The 18,599-nt window shown below is 51.2% G+C and carries 19 protein-coding genes and 1 pseudogene; 5 read left to right on the top strand and 15 right to left on the bottom strand.

From position 1 onward, the window contains the following. Positions 1-31: 31 nt before the first annotated feature. The 5 genes from AACR41_RS15360 to AACR41_RS15340 form a co-directional block, all read right to left on the bottom strand. Positions 32-181: a DUF2256 domain-containing protein gene (locus tag AACR41_RS15360; RefSeq protein ID WP_071819459.1), complete on the bottom strand. Its 150-nt coding sequence runs from the start codon at positions 179-181 to the stop codon at positions 32-34. A gap of 62 nt (positions 182-243) precedes the next feature. Further along, positions 244-1,215 carry a solanesyl diphosphate synthase gene (gene sds, locus AACR41_RS15355; protein ID WP_012306211.1) on the bottom strand — a complete coding sequence of 324 codons (972 nt, stop codon included), beginning with the start codon at positions 1,213-1,215 and terminating at the stop codon, positions 244-246. Positions 1,216-1,366: 151 nt separating this feature from the next. Then, positions 1,367-2,206 carry a glutamate racemase gene (gene murI, locus AACR41_RS15350; protein ID WP_030005842.1) on the bottom strand — a complete coding sequence of 280 codons (840 nt, stop codon included), beginning with the start codon at positions 2,204-2,206 and terminating at the stop codon, positions 1,367-1,369. Between the two features lie 104 nt (positions 2,207-2,310). Continuing rightward, complete coding sequence (locus AACR41_RS15345; protein WP_030005841.1) at positions 2,311-4,128, bottom strand: N-acetylmuramoyl-L-alanine amidase; 1,818 nt, start codon at positions 4,126-4,128, stop codon at positions 2,311-2,313. Between the two features lie 147 nt (positions 4,129-4,275). Continuing rightward, positions 4,276-5,583 carry a cation:proton antiporter gene (locus AACR41_RS15340; RefSeq protein ID WP_223209845.1) on the bottom strand — a complete coding sequence of 436 codons (1,308 nt, stop codon included), beginning with the start codon at positions 5,581-5,583 and terminating at the stop codon, positions 4,276-4,278. Positions 5,584-5,870: 287 nt separating this feature from the next. On the opposite strand from AACR41_RS15340, the gene AACR41_RS15335 reads away from it, so the two are divergent. Beyond that, positions 5,871-6,746: a GDSL-type esterase/lipase family protein gene (locus AACR41_RS15335; protein ID WP_152550956.1), complete on the top strand. Its 876-nt coding sequence runs from the start codon at positions 5,871-5,873 to the stop codon at positions 6,744-6,746. A 50-nt stretch (positions 6,747-6,796) separates the two neighbouring features. Here the strand turns inward: AACR41_RS15335 and AACR41_RS15330 are convergent, their stop codons facing one another. From AACR41_RS15330 to AACR41_RS15305, 6 genes are all read right to left on the bottom strand, one after another. Then, positions 6,797-7,000 (bottom strand): hypothetical protein, encoded by a 204-nt coding sequence (locus AACR41_RS15330; RefSeq protein WP_030005839.1) that lies wholly within the window; start codon positions 6,998-7,000, stop codon positions 6,797-6,799. Positions 7,001-7,156: 156 nt separating this feature from the next. Continuing rightward, positions 7,157-9,169: a ribonuclease catalytic domain-containing protein gene (locus tag AACR41_RS15325; protein WP_030005838.1), complete on the bottom strand. Its 2,013-nt coding sequence runs from the start codon at positions 9,167-9,169 to the stop codon at positions 7,157-7,159. Between the two features lie 71 nt (positions 9,170-9,240). Then, positions 9,241-9,456, bottom strand: coding sequence for a 30S ribosomal protein S18 (gene rpsR, locus AACR41_RS15320; protein WP_012306204.1), 216 nt, complete (start codon positions 9,454-9,456; stop codon positions 9,241-9,243). 63 nt (positions 9,457-9,519) lie between these two features. After that, positions 9,520-9,714, bottom strand: a complete 195-nt coding sequence (gene rpmG / locus AACR41_RS15315; protein ID WP_012306203.1) for a 50S ribosomal protein L33 — start codon at positions 9,712-9,714, stop codon at positions 9,520-9,522. Between the two features lie 52 nt (positions 9,715-9,766). Then, complete coding sequence (locus AACR41_RS15310; RefSeq protein WP_012306202.1) at positions 9,767-10,306, bottom strand: RDD family protein; 540 nt, start codon at positions 10,304-10,306, stop codon at positions 9,767-9,769. A gap of 66 nt (positions 10,307-10,372) precedes the next feature. Further along, entirely contained in the window at positions 10,373-10,882 is a 510-nt protein-coding gene (locus tag AACR41_RS15305) for a hypothetical protein (protein WP_030005837.1), read from the bottom strand. 46 nt (positions 10,883-10,928) lie between these two features. Here AACR41_RS15305 and AACR41_RS15300 point away from each other — a divergent pair, with 46 nt between their 5' ends. Next, positions 10,929-11,288 (top strand): NAD(P)H-quinone oxidoreductase subunit M, encoded by a 360-nt coding sequence (locus AACR41_RS15300; RefSeq protein ID WP_012306200.1) that lies wholly within the window; start codon positions 10,929-10,931, stop codon positions 11,286-11,288. A 135-nt stretch (positions 11,289-11,423) separates the two neighbouring features. Here the strand turns inward: AACR41_RS15300 and AACR41_RS15295 are convergent, their stop codons facing one another. The 3 genes from AACR41_RS15295 to AACR41_RS15285 form a co-directional block, all read right to left on the bottom strand. Then, positions 11,424-11,960: a CHRD domain-containing protein gene (locus tag AACR41_RS15295; protein WP_030005836.1), complete on the bottom strand. Its 537-nt coding sequence runs from the start codon at positions 11,958-11,960 to the stop codon at positions 11,424-11,426. A 401-nt stretch (positions 11,961-12,361) separates the two neighbouring features. Beyond that, the gene (locus tag AACR41_RS15290) at positions 12,362-12,712 is read right to left on the bottom strand and encodes a phenylpyruvate tautomerase MIF-related protein (RefSeq protein WP_030005835.1); all 351 of its coding nucleotides are present in this window, start codon (positions 12,710-12,712) and stop codon (positions 12,362-12,364) included. A gap of 65 nt (positions 12,713-12,777) precedes the next feature. Then, entirely contained in the window at positions 12,778-13,260 is a 483-nt protein-coding gene (locus AACR41_RS15285; protein WP_030005834.1) for a flavin reductase family protein, read from the bottom strand. A gap of 60 nt (positions 13,261-13,320) precedes the next feature. Between AACR41_RS15285 and AACR41_RS15280 the strand changes: the two genes are divergently transcribed. The 3 genes and pseudogenes from AACR41_RS15280 (at position 13,321) to AACR41_RS15270 (ending at position 17,711) form a co-directional block, all read left to right on the top strand. Next, the gene (locus tag AACR41_RS15280) at positions 13,321-13,833 is read left to right on the top strand and encodes a MogA/MoaB family molybdenum cofactor biosynthesis protein (protein WP_030005833.1); all 513 of its coding nucleotides are present in this window, start codon (positions 13,321-13,323) and stop codon (positions 13,831-13,833) included. A gap of 40 nt (positions 13,834-13,873) precedes the next feature. Continuing rightward, a complete protein-coding gene (locus AACR41_RS15275) occupies positions 13,874-14,863 on the top strand; it encodes a vitamin K epoxide reductase family protein (protein ID WP_030005832.1) in 990 nt (329 codons plus the stop codon). 203 nt (positions 14,864-15,066) lie between these two features. After that, positions 15,067-17,711 (top strand): annotated as a pseudogene (locus tag AACR41_RS15270) (chloride channel protein). Between the two features lie 34 nt (positions 17,712-17,745). On the opposite strand, the gene trpA reads toward AACR41_RS15270, so the two are convergent. Further along, entirely contained in the window at positions 17,746-18,540 is a 795-nt protein-coding gene (gene trpA / locus AACR41_RS15265; protein ID WP_030005831.1) for a tryptophan synthase subunit alpha, read from the bottom strand. Positions 18,541-18,599 lie beyond the last annotated feature (59 nt).

Here is an 18,599-nt window from a genome sequence, read left to right as displayed (position 1 = left end):
GGGAAGCGTACCCTTTCATCCTAGGAGAAAATTACCCTTGGTTACGCCGCCGTCGGCACCGCTCTGAACAATATTTCACGTCATCCCAGCATTTTTCCCATTTTTTGCGCCAGGTAAATGGCAGTCCGCAAACGGTGCAAGTTTTTGTCGGGAGATCGGCTTTTTTACGCTGTCGTGCCATGGTCAATTATTGCAACTGGATGTCGCCTTGTTTCAGGTTGCTTTTTTACTTCAGGGTACGGCCTAATACATCCGGCCCAAAACGTAGTCAATGAGATCCGTGAGGGCATCTTTAGAGGGAGACGGATCTAGGCACTCTAAACTGTGGCGAGCCAATTGACCGTGATGGGCTGCAAGTTCTTTAGCGCGACTGATCCCATTACTGTTGCGCACAATTTCGAGGGCTTTTTCGGGGTCACCATTTTCAGCAAATTCCCGCTCGATCAGTTGGGTTAGGTTGGGATGTTCTTCCATGGCAAACAGGGCTGGGGCGGTGATGTGGCCGCCGATTAAATCAGATCCGGCGGGTTTCCCCAAAACATCAGTAGAGCCAGTGAAGTCGAGGATGTCATCGACAATCTGGAAAGCCAAGCCTAAATTGCGGCCATAGTCGTAGAGGCGATCGCCAATTTCTGGGTCAACCTCACTGAGAACAGCCGCCGCTTTGGCACTATTCCCAATCAATGACGCTGTTTTGTAATAGGATTTTTCGATGTAAATTTCGAGGTTCATTCCGGTGTCGAAGCGGTTCAGCCCCTGTTGAATTTCCCCTTCGGCAAAGTCTTTGATCACCTCAGAGAGCAATTTCACCACGGTGAGATTATCTAAATTCGCGAGGTACCAAGAGGATTGGGCAAAGAGAAAGTCTCCGGCCAGAACAGCGATGCGATTATCAAAAAGGCTGTTAACAGTAGGCACACTCCGGCGCAGGGCCGCTTCATCAACCACATCATCGTGGACAAGGCTCGCCGTATGAATCATTTCGGTAATTTCTGCCAGGCGACGGTGCCGCTGGGTCAAGGGGCGATCGCCTAGGGTTGCCCGGGAGGCCAAAAGCACAATGGCGGGTCGAACTCGTTTCCCCCCCGCAGAAAACAGATGCTCTGCCGCGGCCCCCAAAATCGGATGTCGGGCGCTAATTAGCCGCGTCAGATTTTCACTGAGCTCCTTGAGGTCGGCTTCGACGGGAGAAAAAAGGGTAGTCGCTGAAATCATTATTAAGCCGAGGGAAACGAAATTTACGAAAATTTACATATTCTATATTGTATGGCAATGGATTCGTTTCAGCAGAAAACGGCTCTTTTTTGCGGGTCTACCCTGGCCCGATCGCTCGTAGGGACACCTGTTTCAGGCAGGCGATCGCCCTTTAGCCATTGGTGATCGAAAGGGGCGATGTATTCACCATAAGGTTTTTTAAGTCCACCTGTTCCACTAGGGGCTGATGTCCAAGCCATCCCTTTGCCGATTGGGCGAACTGGTCTGGGCAACCGCTCACCGCAAAGCGGGTTGGTAATGGTGACTGGGGATTTTTCCAACCCATCAATTCCAATTCCTGTTCCGTGGCACTGACCACATATTCCGCCGGATCGACACAAATCACATGGCTCGGCAAAATTGATTGAATTACCCCAGACAAGTGGCGATAGTGGGTACACCCATAAACTAAGGTATCAATGCCCTGTTCGAGGAGGGGTTGCAGACGTTTCTGAACAATACGTTTCGTGTGGGGATCGTTAATGCGATTGGCCTCAATGAGGGGGACAAATTCTGGGCAGGGCATTTGCCACACCGCCGCCTCTGGGTTCGCTTCCAGAATTGCGTTTTCGTAAGCGCCGCTATTCACTGTGGCCTGGGTGGCGATGACTCCGATGCGTTTCCCTTGACTGACTGCCCCCCTTGCTCCGGGAAGAATCAGCCCTAAAACGGGGGTTTTAAATTCTGAGCGGATCACATCCAAGGCGATCGCCGAGCTTGTATTACAAGCCATCACCACCATCTTCACCCCTTGGGCTTCCATCCAAGTCAAAATCTCGCGCACATATTGAATCAACTCTTCGGGTGAACGATCACCATAGGGTAATCGGGCCGTATCGGCAAAATAGATAATCGACTCTTGGGGGAGTTGTCGGTAAAGGGCTCGAAGGACGGTGATGCCCCCCAAGCCACTGTCAAAAATGCCAATGGGGTGTTGCTGTTGGTTGCCCATAGATTCTCGTTCACACCAAATAAATTAAACAAAGATTAGCGCAGTTTTAAGGTATTTGCGCTTATTTCTGTGGCGAATTACTGATTTTCTGGCAACCCCCTGGGCTAGCGCACATTGTTTTGGATATATTCCAGGATGCCAGCGGCGATCGCCTGGGCCATTTGGCTCCGAAATGCAGGATCATTCAAGCGGGGAGCATCTTCCCGACCCGTGACAAAACCTGTTTCCACGAGCACTGAAGGCATCGATGTATTACGCAATACATAAAAGCGCGCCGTTCTCACACCCCGGTCTCGCATTTGGATCCGTCGCATAATGTTGCGGTGGATGGATTCAGCTAAGGCTCGACCACTTTGGTGATAGTACACTTCCAAGCCGTTCACATCGGGGCGACTCATGCTGATGGCATTGGCGTGGATACTCACGAATAAATCGGCATTGGCATTGTTAGCCAGTTGAGTACGTCCTTCTAGGCTGACAAAATAATCCGTATCCCGGGTCATTCGGGCTGTGATGCCACTTTGTTGTAAAATTCGGGCTACTTCCTGGGAGATGGGAAGAATCACGTTTTTTTCCTGTAGGCCGCCAATCCCCACAGCACCGGGATCACGACCACCGTGGCCGGGGTCGATCATGACCATAATATTGCTCCGGGGCGGGCGAAAATTTGGCAGTACCGCTTGGGTTGTGGGGGGCGGTGCCGTTGGGGCCGGCGGCACAAACAGAGAACTTGTTGTTTGGGGACGATTGAGGTCTAGGGCAAGGAACTGAGCGTTGGGTTGACTGAGACTCCCAATTTGTACCCCCTCGGCGGGTTCAATCTGGACGAGCACCGTATTGGCCGTTTCCTGGCGGATGGCAATGCGGGAAATGGGACTATCTCCCCCCCACTGGGGGCCACGCACAGGTTGAGCAAGACGGGCGTTGTTAATGCGAATTTGGTAGAAGCCGGCGTTACGATTCCAACCACCGTCGGCCTGGAGGCGATCGCTGCCACGGATGACTAACTGGGTACTGTTACGGGCAAGTTCTAGGGCTTCAACGATGGTTTGTTGGGGTTGAGCCGTGGCGACTGACTGTTGGGTAGGAACGGCGATCGCCCCGGTTTCTCTTCCCCCTAGGCTACTGGTGCCCCCATCCGGAAGCAGTACCAAACCGCCATCACCGTAGGTGGTATACAGCGCACGCCACCGGGGGCTACCGGGTTCTAAATTTAAGGTAATGCGGGCTTCGGTACGGCTGGGTTGCTCAAATTTGATTTGGCGGACTTTGTAGCGGTTAACATCTAGGGTCTGATTTTCTAAGCTCCGGGGCAATTGCAAATCCCGCAGGGTAAAGGTAAGGCGATCGCCATCTTGGTCGGTGGTGATGCGACTACCGGGCCGGGGATCCAGGTTAACGAGGAATCCCTGTTGGGTTACCTGCACCAAGTTATTAAAAAAAGCTTCACCTGGAGCAGCATTACTAGGATTTCCAGGATTGGCAGAATTGTTGAAAATTTCTGGGGTACTGGGAGCTACTGGAGCTACAGGAATGAGTTCCGGTTCTGGTAAATTCACAACCCAATCCGTCGGCGATCGCCCTTCAAAACGAATTGCCTCAGGATCTAAGGTATAGCCAGGGGCTAATTCCACCACCAACCGTGTGACATCTGGCGCAAACTGACCTAGCCGTACGCTCGTAATTTTGCCGCCATAGCTGCGATTGACCGTAGAGCTTCCCAGGACAGTGCCCGGTAAATCAATCACCAAACGGCTGGGATCTGGGATCAGTTGCGCTTCGGGCTGCACCCGTTCATTGGTGCGAAACTGCAATTGACGTCGTTGGGTATTAAATTCCCAAAAGACCAATTGACCTGCCCAAGCCGGTAGTTGCCAAGTGGATAGCGTCAGTAGCGTCAGAAAAAACCAGAAAAATCTCACAGTTAAAAATCCTCGACTCACAAGGGAAAATGCCACGCCCTCAAGATATAGAACAACTCCGGTGGATAGAGATAAAACCTCTTCCTACCGTTCTCCCAAGGGACGTGGGTCGCTTAGGATATGTTTCAATGGTTGCCCAAGGCTGAATTATTGTAGCTTCTCCGGCGTCTCTCCAGTGGCGATCGCCGCCTGGGGTTCCTTAAAGACCAAACGCAAAAATGGCGGTGCAATAAATGTCGTCAAGATGACCATCATAATAATTGCCGCTTCCGTCGATTCCGAGAGGGCGCCACTGGCCGAACCAACCCCTGCAAACACAAGGCCCACTTCGCCCCGGGGAATCATGCCTACCCCAATCGCCAACTTGTTCAACTGGTCTTGGCCGAAGACGGTAAAGCCCGTAATGACCTTACCGACAATTGCGACCACGATCAAAAAGGCGGCAATAATTAATCCCTCACGGTTCGCGGGGACAGCCGGGTTGAGGACACTGAGGTCTGTTTTTGCGCCGACGCAAACAAAAAAGATCGGCACAAACAAATCCGCCACCGGCAATACCTGTTCTTCTAGTTCGCCCCGTTTATCCGTTTCCGCCAAAATCAGTCCAGCCGCAAAGGCCCCAAGAATCGCTTCCAGTTGGATCACCGTTGCAATGTAGGACAGCACAAAAGCAAAAACGACGGATACAGTTAACAGTTGGCCTCTGGTTTTCATCCCATCCACCAAACTGACAAATAAAGGACTCAGGAGGCGACCGACAATAATCGCACCAATGAGAAACGCCCCAGCACTCACAATGAGCCAGATGGTGCTGACAACCTGCACTTCTCCTGTTTTCGCCAAGCTTGCAACCACAGCGAGGACAATAATGCCGAGGACATCATCGAGTACAGCCGCGCCAATGATAATTTGTCCTTCCTTGGTGGTCAGTTGACCCAATTCTGCTAGCACCTTCGCGGTAATCCCGATACTGGTTGCCGTGAGGGCTGCCCCCGCAAAAATCGCTGGCACTGTACTGAGATGGAATAAAAAGACTAAACCTGCTGTCCCTGCGGCAAAAGGTGCCACAACCCCAACCACGGCAACAATGGCAGCTTGGGGGCCAACTTTAATCAATTCTTGTAGATCCGATTCAAGACCAATTTCAAACAGAAGGATAATGACCCCTAGTTCTGCGAGGACAGAAATCACTTCGCTTTGGGTGGCAAACACTGCCGGGGCTGCCTCTGGACTTAAACCGGCTGTATTTTGCAGAAATTGCATCAGTAGTGATTGGGACGCTTCGATGCCCCCTTCTGGAAAGACCAGTAAACTCAGGGCAGATACGCCCACCAATACTCCGCCGACTAATTCGCCCAGTACTGGAGGGAGGTTAATGCGGGAACAAAGCTCTCCGCCCACTTTACTTGCAAAGTAGATGACCACAAGGCTCAGTAGCACCGCAGCCAGAATCATGGAGGGTTCCGCTGCTTCACTGGCGGGGGGCGCGTTGAGAAGGAACGATTGAAAATACGGCATGAATTTTTGATTACAAGGTAACGACAAGCGTAGGGACCAAAGTTGTCCGGGGAGGTTTGGCTTCGGTCAAAAAACGGGGCAGAATAACCAGAGGCTTCCTGGTCGCGTTTTACCAGATTAATGTAACAAACCCCTGGGTCATTAAAGGGTTTATTCTTGACGGATTTATCAGCAACTTTTCGTTTTGGGACAATAATTAGAAGGTGTTTGCCCTGGAAATTGCCATGTCAGAACCGTTATTTTTAGTTGCGAATTTATTATGCCGAACGCCGACTGCTGTTCATTCGGTCAAGGCGATCGCCCCCCAAACCTGTGTCCAAAGGGCAAGCAATCCAACGGCCACCAACCTTTGGGCAACGGCGACACCGCAATATTTAGCTAGCCCTCGCTTTCGTTCCGGGGCGCAACTCTATACTTTTCGTCTCAATGCTTTATTACGGGGACAGATCCAAACCGCCCTTAAGGCAGGGGCAAGTACCCGGCTATGGACAAATGGCGCGCCCCAACCCACCTATCAGCAGTGGCAACAGCTCTTGAGCCAAGAAGTACACTTAGCGGCCCAATATCAAGGGCGGCAGTCCCTCGGCATTTTGTTGGGGGATTCCCTGAGCCTTTGGTTTCCCAATGACCTTTTACCGGCTTCTAAAATTTGGCTGAACCAAGGGATTTCAGGTGAAAATACGAGTCAAATCCTGGCGCGCCTCGGAACGCTTCATGGCCTCCAAGCAGACACGATTTATCTCATGGCCGGAGTCAATGATCTCAAGCAGGGAGTTTCTGAGACGACGGTACTGAATAATTTGCGGGCAATCATTCGTCAATTGCGCTGCCAACATCCTGAGTCAGTGATCGTCGTGCAGTCCCTTTTACCCACGAATCACGGTTATTTACGCAAAGACCGGGCCATTCGTATTAATCAACAACTCCAGGCGATCGCCTCCCAAGAAGGTGTCAATTACCTCAATCTTTATCCTTTATTCACCGACGCTAATGGTGGACTCCGGTCGGAGCTAACCACCGATGGCCTCCACTTGAACGATGCTGGCTATGCCCAATGGCAGGGAGCTTTACAACGCCTAGAAGATTGTTTGGCCCAATGATTTTTAGGAGTTAAACCCGATAAGATTCCGAGCATCACCCCTAGATTTTTTTAGGCAATTTGGCGGGAAGCCAATTTTTCCAAGTGGAGTTGGGATTCATGAAGCAACTGATGCCGACCATCCTGGGGATGTTCTAGGGAAGGCACGAGATTCTTGGCCTGGAGTGCCATATGGAGTTGCAGTTGGGCCACATATTCACCCATATCTTCTGCCCAGGGATTGACTTGATTCTTTGTAGAGTAAATAGCAGTCATTGCTTTCACAGTTGTTCGAAAACATTTCAAGTTCGCTGGCTATGAGGTTACCATGCCCAGGAGAAACAATGGACGCTCTCCAGAGAACTGCAATATTTCTCAATGGGGAACCCGCAGAGTCTGTTATAAATCTTGATGTTTTGACTGCTTTCTATCCTAGGAAGCCGCCGCAATCTCCGTTTCGAGCAGTTCCCGGAAGCGAATTTCATCTTTATGGGGATCGGCTTGGCTGACTTTTACTTCCAGGCGATCGCCCAAGGCAACGGCCCGTTCAAAGCGATGGGGAAGTTCTAGACCCAGTTCTTCTAGGAGGATAATGCCTAATTTTTCATCTTCCCGGAGCCAGCGTAGGACTAACCCTTGCCACACTTGATCCGCATTACGACGTAAGTATTCGAGGCTCCAATAGCGATTGGTTTGGCGCTCTACATGGACAGCTTCCTGACTGGAAGTAACAACGCTGTAGAGAATTTCCTTGAGTTCATCCACCGAGAAAGGCAGTTCATCCCCCCGCAGATGGGCCTTGATTTGGAAATGGGCCAACAGGTCAGTGTAACGACGAATGGGCGATGTGACTTGGATATAGGAATCTAACCCCAAACTGGCATGGCGTACGGGATTGGTGCCCATTTCACTGCGGGGCATACAACGCCGTACCGCACAGGCGCGCACAGGCCCAGCAGGTAATAATAATAGTTCCTCTTGGGGGGGCAGTTCCGGTTGGGGTTGTCCCCGAAAAGGCAGGGGTAAACCATGGGTCCGCCCATAATGGCCTGCCACTTCGCCAGCGAGGATCATCATTTCAGCGACCAGTTCCCGGGACATGGAGGCATGGAGGACTTCGATGAAAATGTTTTCGTCCTGCACCTTAATGGAGGCTTCTGGCATCTTGATACTGATGGAGCCTTGGGCATCTCGCCACTTTCGGCGTTTGTGGGCAAAATCCGCAAGAAGAGCGATTTCTGATTCGGCCTGGATCCGCAGATGGAGCATTTCGTCCACATCGTCATAGGTGAGGCGATAGGTGGGCTTGACCCAACTGGGGGTGATTTCATAATCGGCGATCGCCCCGTTTTCTGTGAGCAAAACCCCAAAACTGAGGGCGGCACAGACCTGACCTTGGCGTAAGCTCATCGGCCCCGTCGCCAGCTCTTCCGGGAACATGGAGATCATCCCCGTGGGTAAATAGAGGCTGGTACTACGACGCCGGGCTTCTAGATCGAGTTCATCTCCAGGGCTCAATAGTCGTGTGGGATCCGCGATGTGAATCCAAACCTTATGGAGACCGTCTTCTAGGGTTTCGATACTGAGGCCATCATCAATTTCTGAGGTACTCTCATCGTCAATGGTGTAGGTCTTGAGATGGGTTAAATCGATACGGTTCCCCTCATCGGTATCACCGGGCGAGGCTGACAGGCGGGCATGGGACACATCGAGTACCTTCTGAGAAAATTTTCTGGGGTAACCGCTCCGGAGGAGAGCAAGATTTTCGTGGGAACTCCACCAGCCAAGGGAGACCAAGAGGCGGAAAGCCTGTTCTGTCGTGGGCGATCGCCCCAGCATTTCGAGGAGGTCGTGGGCGGCTCTGGCTGACTGCTCCGGGTAGAGGACAAATTTTTCTAGGCTTTCGAAACGTTGCCGATCACTGTCTTCCCAGGTTACTGTTTCTCCGGCGATCGCCTGGTTAACCCGCTGTAAAAATTCTGTTTTTTCACGTTCTTTCTGAGCTTCAACTTCTAGCTGATGCTGAATTTCGCGAACCTGTGCCTCTGCACGGGGTTCATAGAAATCCCCTTTGCGTTTGAAGAAAATCTTATCTTCCGCCAGCATCAGATGACAGGCATAACATTGCTGGGGCGTTTTGGCCGAAAACAAAAGTTGCGCGAGGGATTCTGGGGTTGCCGGTTCCGAGGCTTCAACGAGAAACTCCCAGGCGACGGCCAGATTGTCGGGATCAACTAATGCCTGACTCTCTGTGAAAAAGCTGGGGATCTCAGTTGGATCGTAGGGGGAACCCGCCACGGTGTATTCAACCCTTTGGGGACGCAGCTTATGGGATTGCCCCCGTCCATCGATTACGATCCAATCTTTTTTTCCTTCAGGACGCTCAGCGACAGCAAGTACTCGTTCTCCCTGTAGCCGAAACTCAATCAGTTGTCCTTTTTCCACCAGCTTTGTTGCCTAACGCGACTATACAAGAGCAATCCTAAACTCAACACCTAGAATTGCTTGGCATCACTTTAGCCTTCTTTGTTGATGAAGGGCAACAGGGCCAGCATCCGTGCCCGCTTAATGGCGGTATTGACATCCCGTTGTTGACGCGCTGTTAAGCCGGTGATCCGACGGGGTAAAATTTTGCCGCGCTCGGTGATGAATTTGCGGAGGAGTTCGACATCTTTGTAATCGATCGGCTGGCTAGGAGGAATCGGAGAAAGACGTTTACGGTAGTAGGCCATGGTTAATAAATAACGTTAAAAATAAAAAATTTGTCGATAAAATTTCAGTGGTAAAGGAATTACCTACTTAATTTCTTTGTGGACAGTGTGCGCGTTGCAGTGGGGGCAGAATTTTTTGATTTCGAGCCGCCCGGTGGTGTTCCGACGGTTTTTGCTAGTGGTATAGCGGGAAACGCCATTGGAGCGCTTGTTGGTATTGGTGCGACATTCGGTGCATTCCACGGTGATGGTAATGCGGACGCCTTTTTTGCTTGCCATAATTTTTTACTAGATTAGCGGTTGTGGATCGCTAAGGTTTACACACAAATTTCTATTTTTGCATATTTTGTCTTAGCTCGGCAAGGATTTGTTTGAGACGTAAATCTAGGGAAAAACCGCGCTGGGTTTGGATCATATAGGTTTCGGCGATGCGATCATGGAAGGCTTGGTTGAATTCTTCGTCGGCGATCGCCACGCCACAGGAGGCCAACAGGGGAGAGATTAACAAAATCAAAGAAATGCCGTTCCCCATCAGAAAAAAACTTTGGATCCCATACATGGCAAGCATGGCGGCAAACCCTAAAATGCCTTCTCGTTTGCTGAGGTTGATAATTTCTGGCACTCGGTAACGGATGTCGATGACTTTGATATCAAAGGCCCAACTGCCCAGGCTTTGACCCTGGTTACGGCTGACGAGAAAGACCCGCAGGCCAAACCAGACGACGAGAAAAACCAACCACTGTAGGGTTAAACCCCCTAAGCCACTGACAATCCAAGCGACGATAAAATCCACAAAAAAAGCCCAAAAGCGTCTGTCTAGGGGGACTTTTGGGAAACGGCGGACGGGACGGTAATCTTCTTCGTCATACATAGGCGGGGAAATCGGGCAAAGACGGATTGTTTTTATTGTAGAGGGTCAGGGAAACGGGGATGAGGCCTATCGAGGGAGTTGTTGCGATCGCCAACCCTGAGGATTTTTTTCGAGCGATCGCCAGGTTTTTCCTTCCGGTTGCCGTTGGAGATAAACCTCAAAGGGATTGCGGCGACGATTTTCTGTGCGCTGGGAAGGAAAATTCAGTACCACATCATAGGTGCCCTGGAGGTGATAAACCGGCAGTGCCTGGAGAAAAAAAGAATCGAGCTTTTTGACCTGGATATTTTTCAGTTCCAAGTTGGGCGGCGGCGCATTAATGGTCTGGCTCAGTTGTTGGTAATGGCTTCTAAGTTTGGTGGCGATCGCCCGTTGGATCACCTCACCGTCCGGGGCAAATTCCCGGGGAGCCTCCGTCCCAGTACAACCCCAAAGATTGAGTAAAATGACACCGAAAATGACAAGCTGCCCCAGACGTTTCCACTGGAGCCTCATTTTTTGGAAGATTGGTAACCCTGGCGCATGGTTTGTCGCCGCACCAAGGAAAACTTTATCTGTACACTGGGGAAATGTCACAATAGCAATTGTTGCAGAATAATTTTCATCTTATCTGTTAAGTCCTATGCTGCTTAAATCCACGACCCGCCACGTCCGCATCTACACTGCCGAAATTCAGAAAAATGAATTAATCCCCAGTGAAACTGTGCTCACCTTGGATGTCGATCCAGATAACGAATTCGTTTGGCCCGAAGAAAGTCTCCAGAAAGTCTATCGCCAGTTCGATGCCCTCGTGGAAAGTAACAGCGGCGAGGATTTAACCGAATACAACCTGCGGCGGATCGGCTCCGACCTAGAAGCCTTTATCCGTGACCTCCTCCAAAAAGGTGAACTCCGCTATAACCTCGACTCACGGGTAATGAACTTCAGCATGGGCTTACCCCAAATGGATCACCCCGATAGCCAAGGCGCTTACCTCCAGTAAGGTTTGGCCCAGGCTTCAAGTAATCAGAAAAACCCGCAGTCTTTGATGAAATTCCCCTCGGAAAGACAAAAGAAACTGCGGGCGATCGCCCCAAAAAATTCAGCAGAAAATCTTGTGAAACTGTAAGCCCTATCCCTAATGAGAATGGGAATGAATAGAACTCAGTTGACCCCGAATAGCACCGTTCGGGAACTGGGGATTATGAACATTGATATAAAAATCGCTGGGATTCTCTAAAATACGTTGCACAATTCCGGTTTCACCCGTGGGAAATTTCCCTTCTTCCCCTTCTGTCAGGCAGTCCGCAGCATTGCCATCCTCTGGCCCGGCTAAAACTGCGACCACTGGGCCATTTTCATCCATTGCGCCTTCGTGAATATGGGCCGCCATCCCAGAGCCGACGGGAACGAGTTGGATCCCAGTGACCGTCATCGAATAACAAAGGGTAGTCGGATCATTATCAATGCCAAAAACGTAGGCATGGCCTTCACCATTGGCATCACCGACAAGCATTTCCATATTGCCGTCTTCTGGCACCTCTGCGCTACCATCCATCATCGTGTGCAAAATAGTATTGGTATGGCCGGCGAGGGCAACCGAGGGAACCATTGCACTAAGGGCGAGGACGAGATAACTACAAGCGCGTCTTAGGCGTTTTGTTTGACTTTTCATCGGAACTCCTGATTGAAATTGAGATAGCTTTGCAAAAAACAGCGATCAGAACTAGCTATTGATCGTTGTACTATCTCAGCGAAAATAAAGCTTGAATTTGGACGTCAAAGCTCACTTTTTCCGCATTTTGGCGCAGATATTCGGATTTTTAAATTGTTTTGTGAAACAATCAGCCAGGAAATGTTTCTTTGATCCTGCCGACATCAGCAAACTGTCCCATTCTAAGTATTTTTAACTACTGTAAATTGCCTAATTTGCCTCCGGCGATCGCCTAAAGATTGTGAGCTTTGCCGCAAAAAAAAGCCGCCCCAAATTTATAGATGCGGCAGCTCCTTGGGATTAGTTGGCGTTTGTCAAGATAAACCCAAACTTAATTGAATCGCTTTGGTCATCGGCTACGGTTAACCGAAAGTCGAACCATTCCAGCCCCACATACTGCCTTTGGCATCGGCAAACTCAATGTAGATACGGTTTTTGGCAACACCAAGACTCTGGTGAATTTCATTACAGAAGTCTTCACTCATGGTGCGGGTGCGATCGCCCATGGTGCCCACACTTTTGATCTCCACATAACAAGCCGGATCAATCGACCCCCCAAAGGTCATGGGAATCCCGGCCTCAAAAGCGGTCATCACATAGGCTTCTGGCTTGCCGAGGTGCGCCGCGAGTTTGCGGGACAAATTGAGCAAAAGGGCTTCTACATCCCCTTGGGAAGCGGGCGGTAAAGATGTTTGAACTTTAATCAGAGGCATCGTTTTAAATCAGGAAAATTTTGTTAAAAGACTAGGTCGGTTTTCGGCAAAATAGAGCCTTACTTTTAGCCGCCGTAACTCCAGCCCGTGCTCTCTAGGTCGAGAATTTTGCCTTCCCGATGTACGCCTGCGCCGATCACTTCGCCCACAAAGACCGTGTGATCGCCTTGTTCAACGGCCCCGACCACTTTACATTCCACATAACCAAGGGAATCTTTAATCACGGGGCAGCCCGTTTCAGCCCCTTCGTAAAATTCCACATCTTCAAATTTGTTGCCGACCCGACGTTTGGGTTTGAAGAAATTGGCGGCCATATCTTTTTGGGAGTCGTCGAGAAAACTCAGGGAAAAGACGCCGGTTTTTTTGAGCATGGCGTGGGAACCAGAATCGGAGCGGACACAATTGACCACGAGGGGGGGCTTAAAGGAACCTTGCATCACCCAACTGGCAGTAAAGCCATTCATCTCATCACCATCCCGCACACCGCAGATATATAATGCGTGGGGAATGTGGAGGAGCATTGTTTTTTTGGCCTGTTCGTCTAGCATTTTTTAACTTCTCCTGTAGGGGTTTGTTGTCACAACCATTGTTAATCATCTTTGCTGATCATGCTGCAACCTCATCCTGATCCTGCTGCGCGTGTCGTCCGTTGTGGGGTTATCACTGTCAGCGATACGCGATCGCCAGAAACAGACAAAAGCGGCCAGTTAATTCAAGCATTACTCACCGCCGCAGGCCATGAAATCGGGGATTATGAGGTGATTAGAGATGATCCAGAGGCGATCGCCCATCGTTTGGAGAGCCTCGCCCACGCGAATTTAGAAGCATTAATTTTCAATGGCGGCACAGGCATCGCCCACCGAGACAACACCTACGATATGCTGGCCAAACATTTAGAAAAAACCTTGCCGGGGTTTGGGGAAATTTTCCGGGCCTTGAGTTACGAGGAAATTGGCTCTAGGGCGATCGCCTCCCGGGCGGTGGCAGGCACCTATCGAGGCATGATTTTATTTTCCCTACCCGGATCGACTGGGGCGGTGCGGTTAGCCATGGAACAACTCATTTTGCCGGAACTGCGCCATTTAGTCAGCCAACTGCAACCCGTCGCCCCGCAGGTTTAAGATGTAGACAATTTATTGCTTGGAATTTTTTTGACGCGCTATGGTACGCCGACGTTCTCAACCCTGGATCCATCAGTGGTCCCGCCCTATTATCGGGGCGATCGCCATCATTGGCTTTTTGCTCACCAGTTACCTGACGATCTCCAAACTGTTCGGGGCAGAGGTGGCCTGTGGTACAGAAGCAGCAGCGAGCTGTAGTGATGTACTCTCTAGTCCCTACGCCTTTGTCTTTGGCTTGCCCTTGTCACTGTTTGGGGCGATCGCCTATCTCGCCATGGCCGGTTTTTCCCTAGTGCCCCTGGCGATTAATCCTGAAGACAACAAAAAACTGCGGAACAAATACGAAGATTGGACATGGCTCTTTCTCCTCATTGGTGCCACCGCCATGAGCCTGTTTAGTGCCTACCTGATGTACATTCTCTTTGCGAAAATTGGCGGTGTTTGTCTCTACTGCATTACCTCGGCCACCTTTGCCGCGAGTTTTCTCCTGTTAACCCTCTTTGGTCGCTTTTGGGACGATTGGGGTGAAGTATTCCTGACGATTTTTGTGGTGGCGATTATTACCGCCCTCGGCACCCTCGGCTTATACAACAGTATCGAACGCAATATCCAAGGTAGCGTCCCGGTGCTCAATGACCAGGGCCAAGAAATTATTACCCAAGTCCCCAACCGTGCCCCCGAACCGCCCATAGGCTGGGAAATCACCACCACCTCTGGCCCCGCAGAAATTGCCCTAGCCGAACACCTCACAGAAATTGGGGCGAAAGAATATGGCGCTTACTGGTGTCCCCACTGCTACGACCAAAAACAGTTGTTCGGGAAAGAAGCCTTTGCCAAAGTACCCTACATTGAATGCGCCCCCGAAGGAGAAAATGGCCAGCCTGATGTTTGTGCCGCCGCTGGGCTAGAAGGATTCCCCACCTGGGAGATTAATGGGGAACGTTATGCTGGCACCCAAGCACTGCAACGCCTGGCAGAGCTTTCTGGCTACCAGGGTTCCACTGATTTTAAATATGCCTTGCCCCGTTAAGGAGTGAATGCATTACCCATCGGCTTTTACATCTCTAAAATGCACTACCTGATCTGCCAAGGTCAGGTTTTTTTTGTCAACGATTGGGCTAAAATTTGCCAAAAATTTTCCTGGAAGGCCCGGGGAAAGATCGTGCTAATCTGCTAGGGGAAAGCTGAAACCAGCGTTTCTGAATCTTTTGAAGCATCTTACGGGCGATCGCCATGGCTTCTGTGCGAAATTGGTGGATTTTTCGATCCTTAGGCCAGCACAGCTTAAACAATAACTATTTATTAATCGAAGCCTGCCTCATTGGTGTCATCTCCGGTTTGGCGGCCCTTTTCCTCAAACAAGGCATCGGTTTCGTGGGGGGATATCGGGTCATCCTGAGTCGTCAATACGGCGCCTGGTTAATCCTGCCTCTATTTGGGGTGGTTTGCGGCTGGTTGGCAGGCTATCTCCTAGAGACCTTTGCCCCAGAAGCCAAGGGGGGCGGCGTCCCCCAGGTCAAGGTTGTCCTGGCCCAATTTCCCCTGCCGCTAAATTGGAAAGTGGCCTTAGCTAAATCCATTGGCACGATTTTGGTTCTGGGTGGCGGATTAACCCTCGGACGGCGCGGCCCCAGTGTCCATATCGGTGCGGCTCTCGCAGCTCAACTCAGTCAATGGCTGCCGACAACCCCAAACCACCGACGGCAAATGATTGCAGCCGGAGCAGCGGCGGGTTTAGCGGCGGGATTTAATACCCCCATTGCTGGGGTACTGTTCGTGGTCGAAGAACTGATGCGGGATATGTCAGGGCTAACCTTAGAAACGGCGATCGTTGCCTCTTTTACAGGTTCGGTGGTCTCCCGTTGGTTTGGCACTTCGGATCTGAATTTGCCCGCAGAACTATTAAACGCGGCGAATCAAAGTAATTTTTATCTGGCAGAAATCCCCTGGTATTTGCTATTGGGGGGCTTGGCGGGAGTTTTGGGGGCTTTATTCAATCGCGGGATCTTAACGGTTTTGGGGTTTAATCGTCGTCTCCGTTTGAGCTTGGGGGTGCGGATGGCGATCGCCGGGGCGATTTCGGGCACTGTGGTCGCGTTTTTGCCGCCTTTTTTCCGGGACAATGCAGGGCTACGGGATTTTTTGCTTACGGGGGATGCGGGCTGGCAGGTAATTGCGATCGCCTTTGTCGCCCATTTTTTCCTAAGCTTGATTGCCTATGGCTCCGGCGCACCGGGGGGACTATTTGCACCGACCCTCGTTTTAGGCACAGCCCTCGGTTATTTGGTGGGCACCTGTGCCGAGATCTTTGTGCCAGAGGCGACCCAATATACCTACGCCCTTGCGGGGATGGGGGCTTTTTTTACAGGGGTGGCGCGGGTGCCAGTGACCGCGATTGTAATTGTCTTTGAGCTGACCACGGATTTTAATTTAGTCCTCCCCTTAATGCTGGCTTCGGTGACAGCGCTCATCGTAGCCGAAAGCATTTTTAAAGGTTCGATCTACGAATATCTCCTGGAGGCCAGCGGCATTCACCTAGAGGAGGAAAAAAATCCCCAGGTATTAACGGATCTCACCGCCGCTCAGGTGATGCAACCGGAAGTAGAAACCCTCGAAAGCCATCTCAACTTAAAGGATTTAGTCCCCATCCTCTCCGAATCACCCCACCGGGGTTTTCCGGTTTTAAAACAGGGCAAGCTCGTCGGCATCGTCACCCAAGGGGATTTGGCCCAAATGGCGGCCCAGGGCAAGAATTTAACGGTGGCCCAGGTGATGCAACGCAAGGTGATTACGGTCTCTCCCCGGGCTTCCCTCAGTGATGTGTTGTACCTGCTCAATCGCTATCAAATTTCCCGCCTACCTGTCGTCGATAATGATCAGCTCCAGGGGATTATCACCCGGTCAGATATTATTCGTGCCGAGGCCCAGGAACTCCTTGGGAAAAGTCACCATGCGGTACAGCGCACGCCGTCCTATTGCGTTTATCAAACCCACACCAGCGACAATTACAAGCGCAAACTCTGGGTGGCGATCGCCAATCCCAATACCGCCGAAGCCCTCATCACCTTTGCGGCGGCCATTGCCAAGGAAAAAATGCCATGGTCTATTGCCTAAATGTGGTGCAGGTGGCAGCAACCTATCCCCTCACCGATGCCCACATGAACACCTATCCGGAACGGCATCTGATGGAAAAACTCGAACGCCTTGGGGAGACATTGGGGATCTCAATCCACACCCAGGTGATCCTCGCCTACGATGTGGCCGGAGCCATTCTCCAGGAAATTTCGAGCAAGGATCAGGGGTTAATCTTGGGTTGGCAAGGCGATCGCCACCCAGGGGGGCAACTCTTCGGGAGTGTAATGGAATATCTCGTGAAAAAAGTGCCCTGTGATGTGATTTTGGTGAAAACGAGCCACGCCCATCCCCTCCAGTTTAAGGCTCAACCAGGAAAAATCCGCGCCCTTGTTCCCATTGCTGGCGGCCCCAACGCCGAACGCGCCCAGGAATTCATTCCGGCACTGTTGCACCTGTCCCCAGAGGTGGTGCGCTATTCCCTGCCATCCCAAATTTGCCTCTGTCAGGTCTATCAACCCCAACAACGTCCCCAACATTTTCCGCTGCTCGTCCAGGCCAAGCGAGGCCTGGATCCCCTGGTCGAAATTCCCATTATTCCTCTACCCATTCGCTCGTCCCACATTGCTGACAGTTTAATCCGCTTAATCAAAGAAGAAACCTATGATCTGGTGATTCTGGGAGCCAGCCGAGAGAGCTTATTTCAAAAGGCGCTCCATGGAAATATTCCGGAGGCGATCGCCAAGGGGACAAACCGCACAGTGGTAATTATTCGGGGGGCCTTAGACATCACTGACCCCGAATGATCTTTCATTTTCTCGATCTACAACAGGCCCATCGTTAGGCGATCGCCTCCTTGAGGGACTCACAAAATTCTTTGACTGCCGCTAAACCTTCGGCGGGCGTTCCAGTGGCGAGGCGTTTGACCACCGCACTGCCGACGATGACGCCATCCGCGCCCCATTCTTTTAGCTGTCTTGCCTGGGCTGGATCCGAAACCCCGAAACCAACCCCGATGGGCTTATCGGTCACTTGACGTAACTTCGGCAACAGTTCCCCGACACGGCTGGCCACAGAGGTTCTCGCCCCCGTGACCCCCGTCACACTCACGAGGTAAATGAAACCCTGGGAGGCTTTGGCGATCGCCTCAATTCGCGCCGTGGGACTGGTGGGCGCGACCAATAAAATCAAATCAAGACCATGGCTCGTTGCTGCATCCAGCACCATCTGGGATTCCTCTAGGGGCAGATCCGGGATCACCAAACCTTTGACTCCCGCCGCTGCCACTTGGGCCATAAAAGCATCAATGCCCCGATAAAAAATCGGATTGTAATAGGTAAATAAAATAATCGGTGCTGTTAATTGCCCATGGACTCGTTGCACGATCGCTAAAACTTGCTCAAGGGTGACGCCTCGACTCAAGGCTCTAGTTGCTGCCGCTTGGATTGTCGGCCCATCGGCGAGGGGATCAGAATAGGGGACGCCGAGTTCAATAAAATCGGCCCCAGCTGCGTCTAAAATTTTGAGGGCCTGTTCTGTCGTTTCTAAATCTGGGTCACCCGCTGTAATGAAGGGAATCAGCGCACATTGGCCCGCCTGCTTGAGGGATCGGAAACGTTCAGAAACAGAGGTCATGATTTTGTTCGATAAAAACACACAAGGGGTTATTGTACGTCCCCAACTCCCCCTTCGGT

The sequence above is a fragment of the Picosynechococcus sp. NKBG042902 genome (genome assembly GCF_963864045.1).
In the GTDB taxonomy this organism is placed as follows: Bacteria; Cyanobacteriota; Cyanobacteriia; order Cyanobacteriales; family MRBY01; genus MRBY01.
Note: the sequence above shows the minus strand (reverse complement) of the source record. Positions and strands in the feature narration are given on the sequence as shown.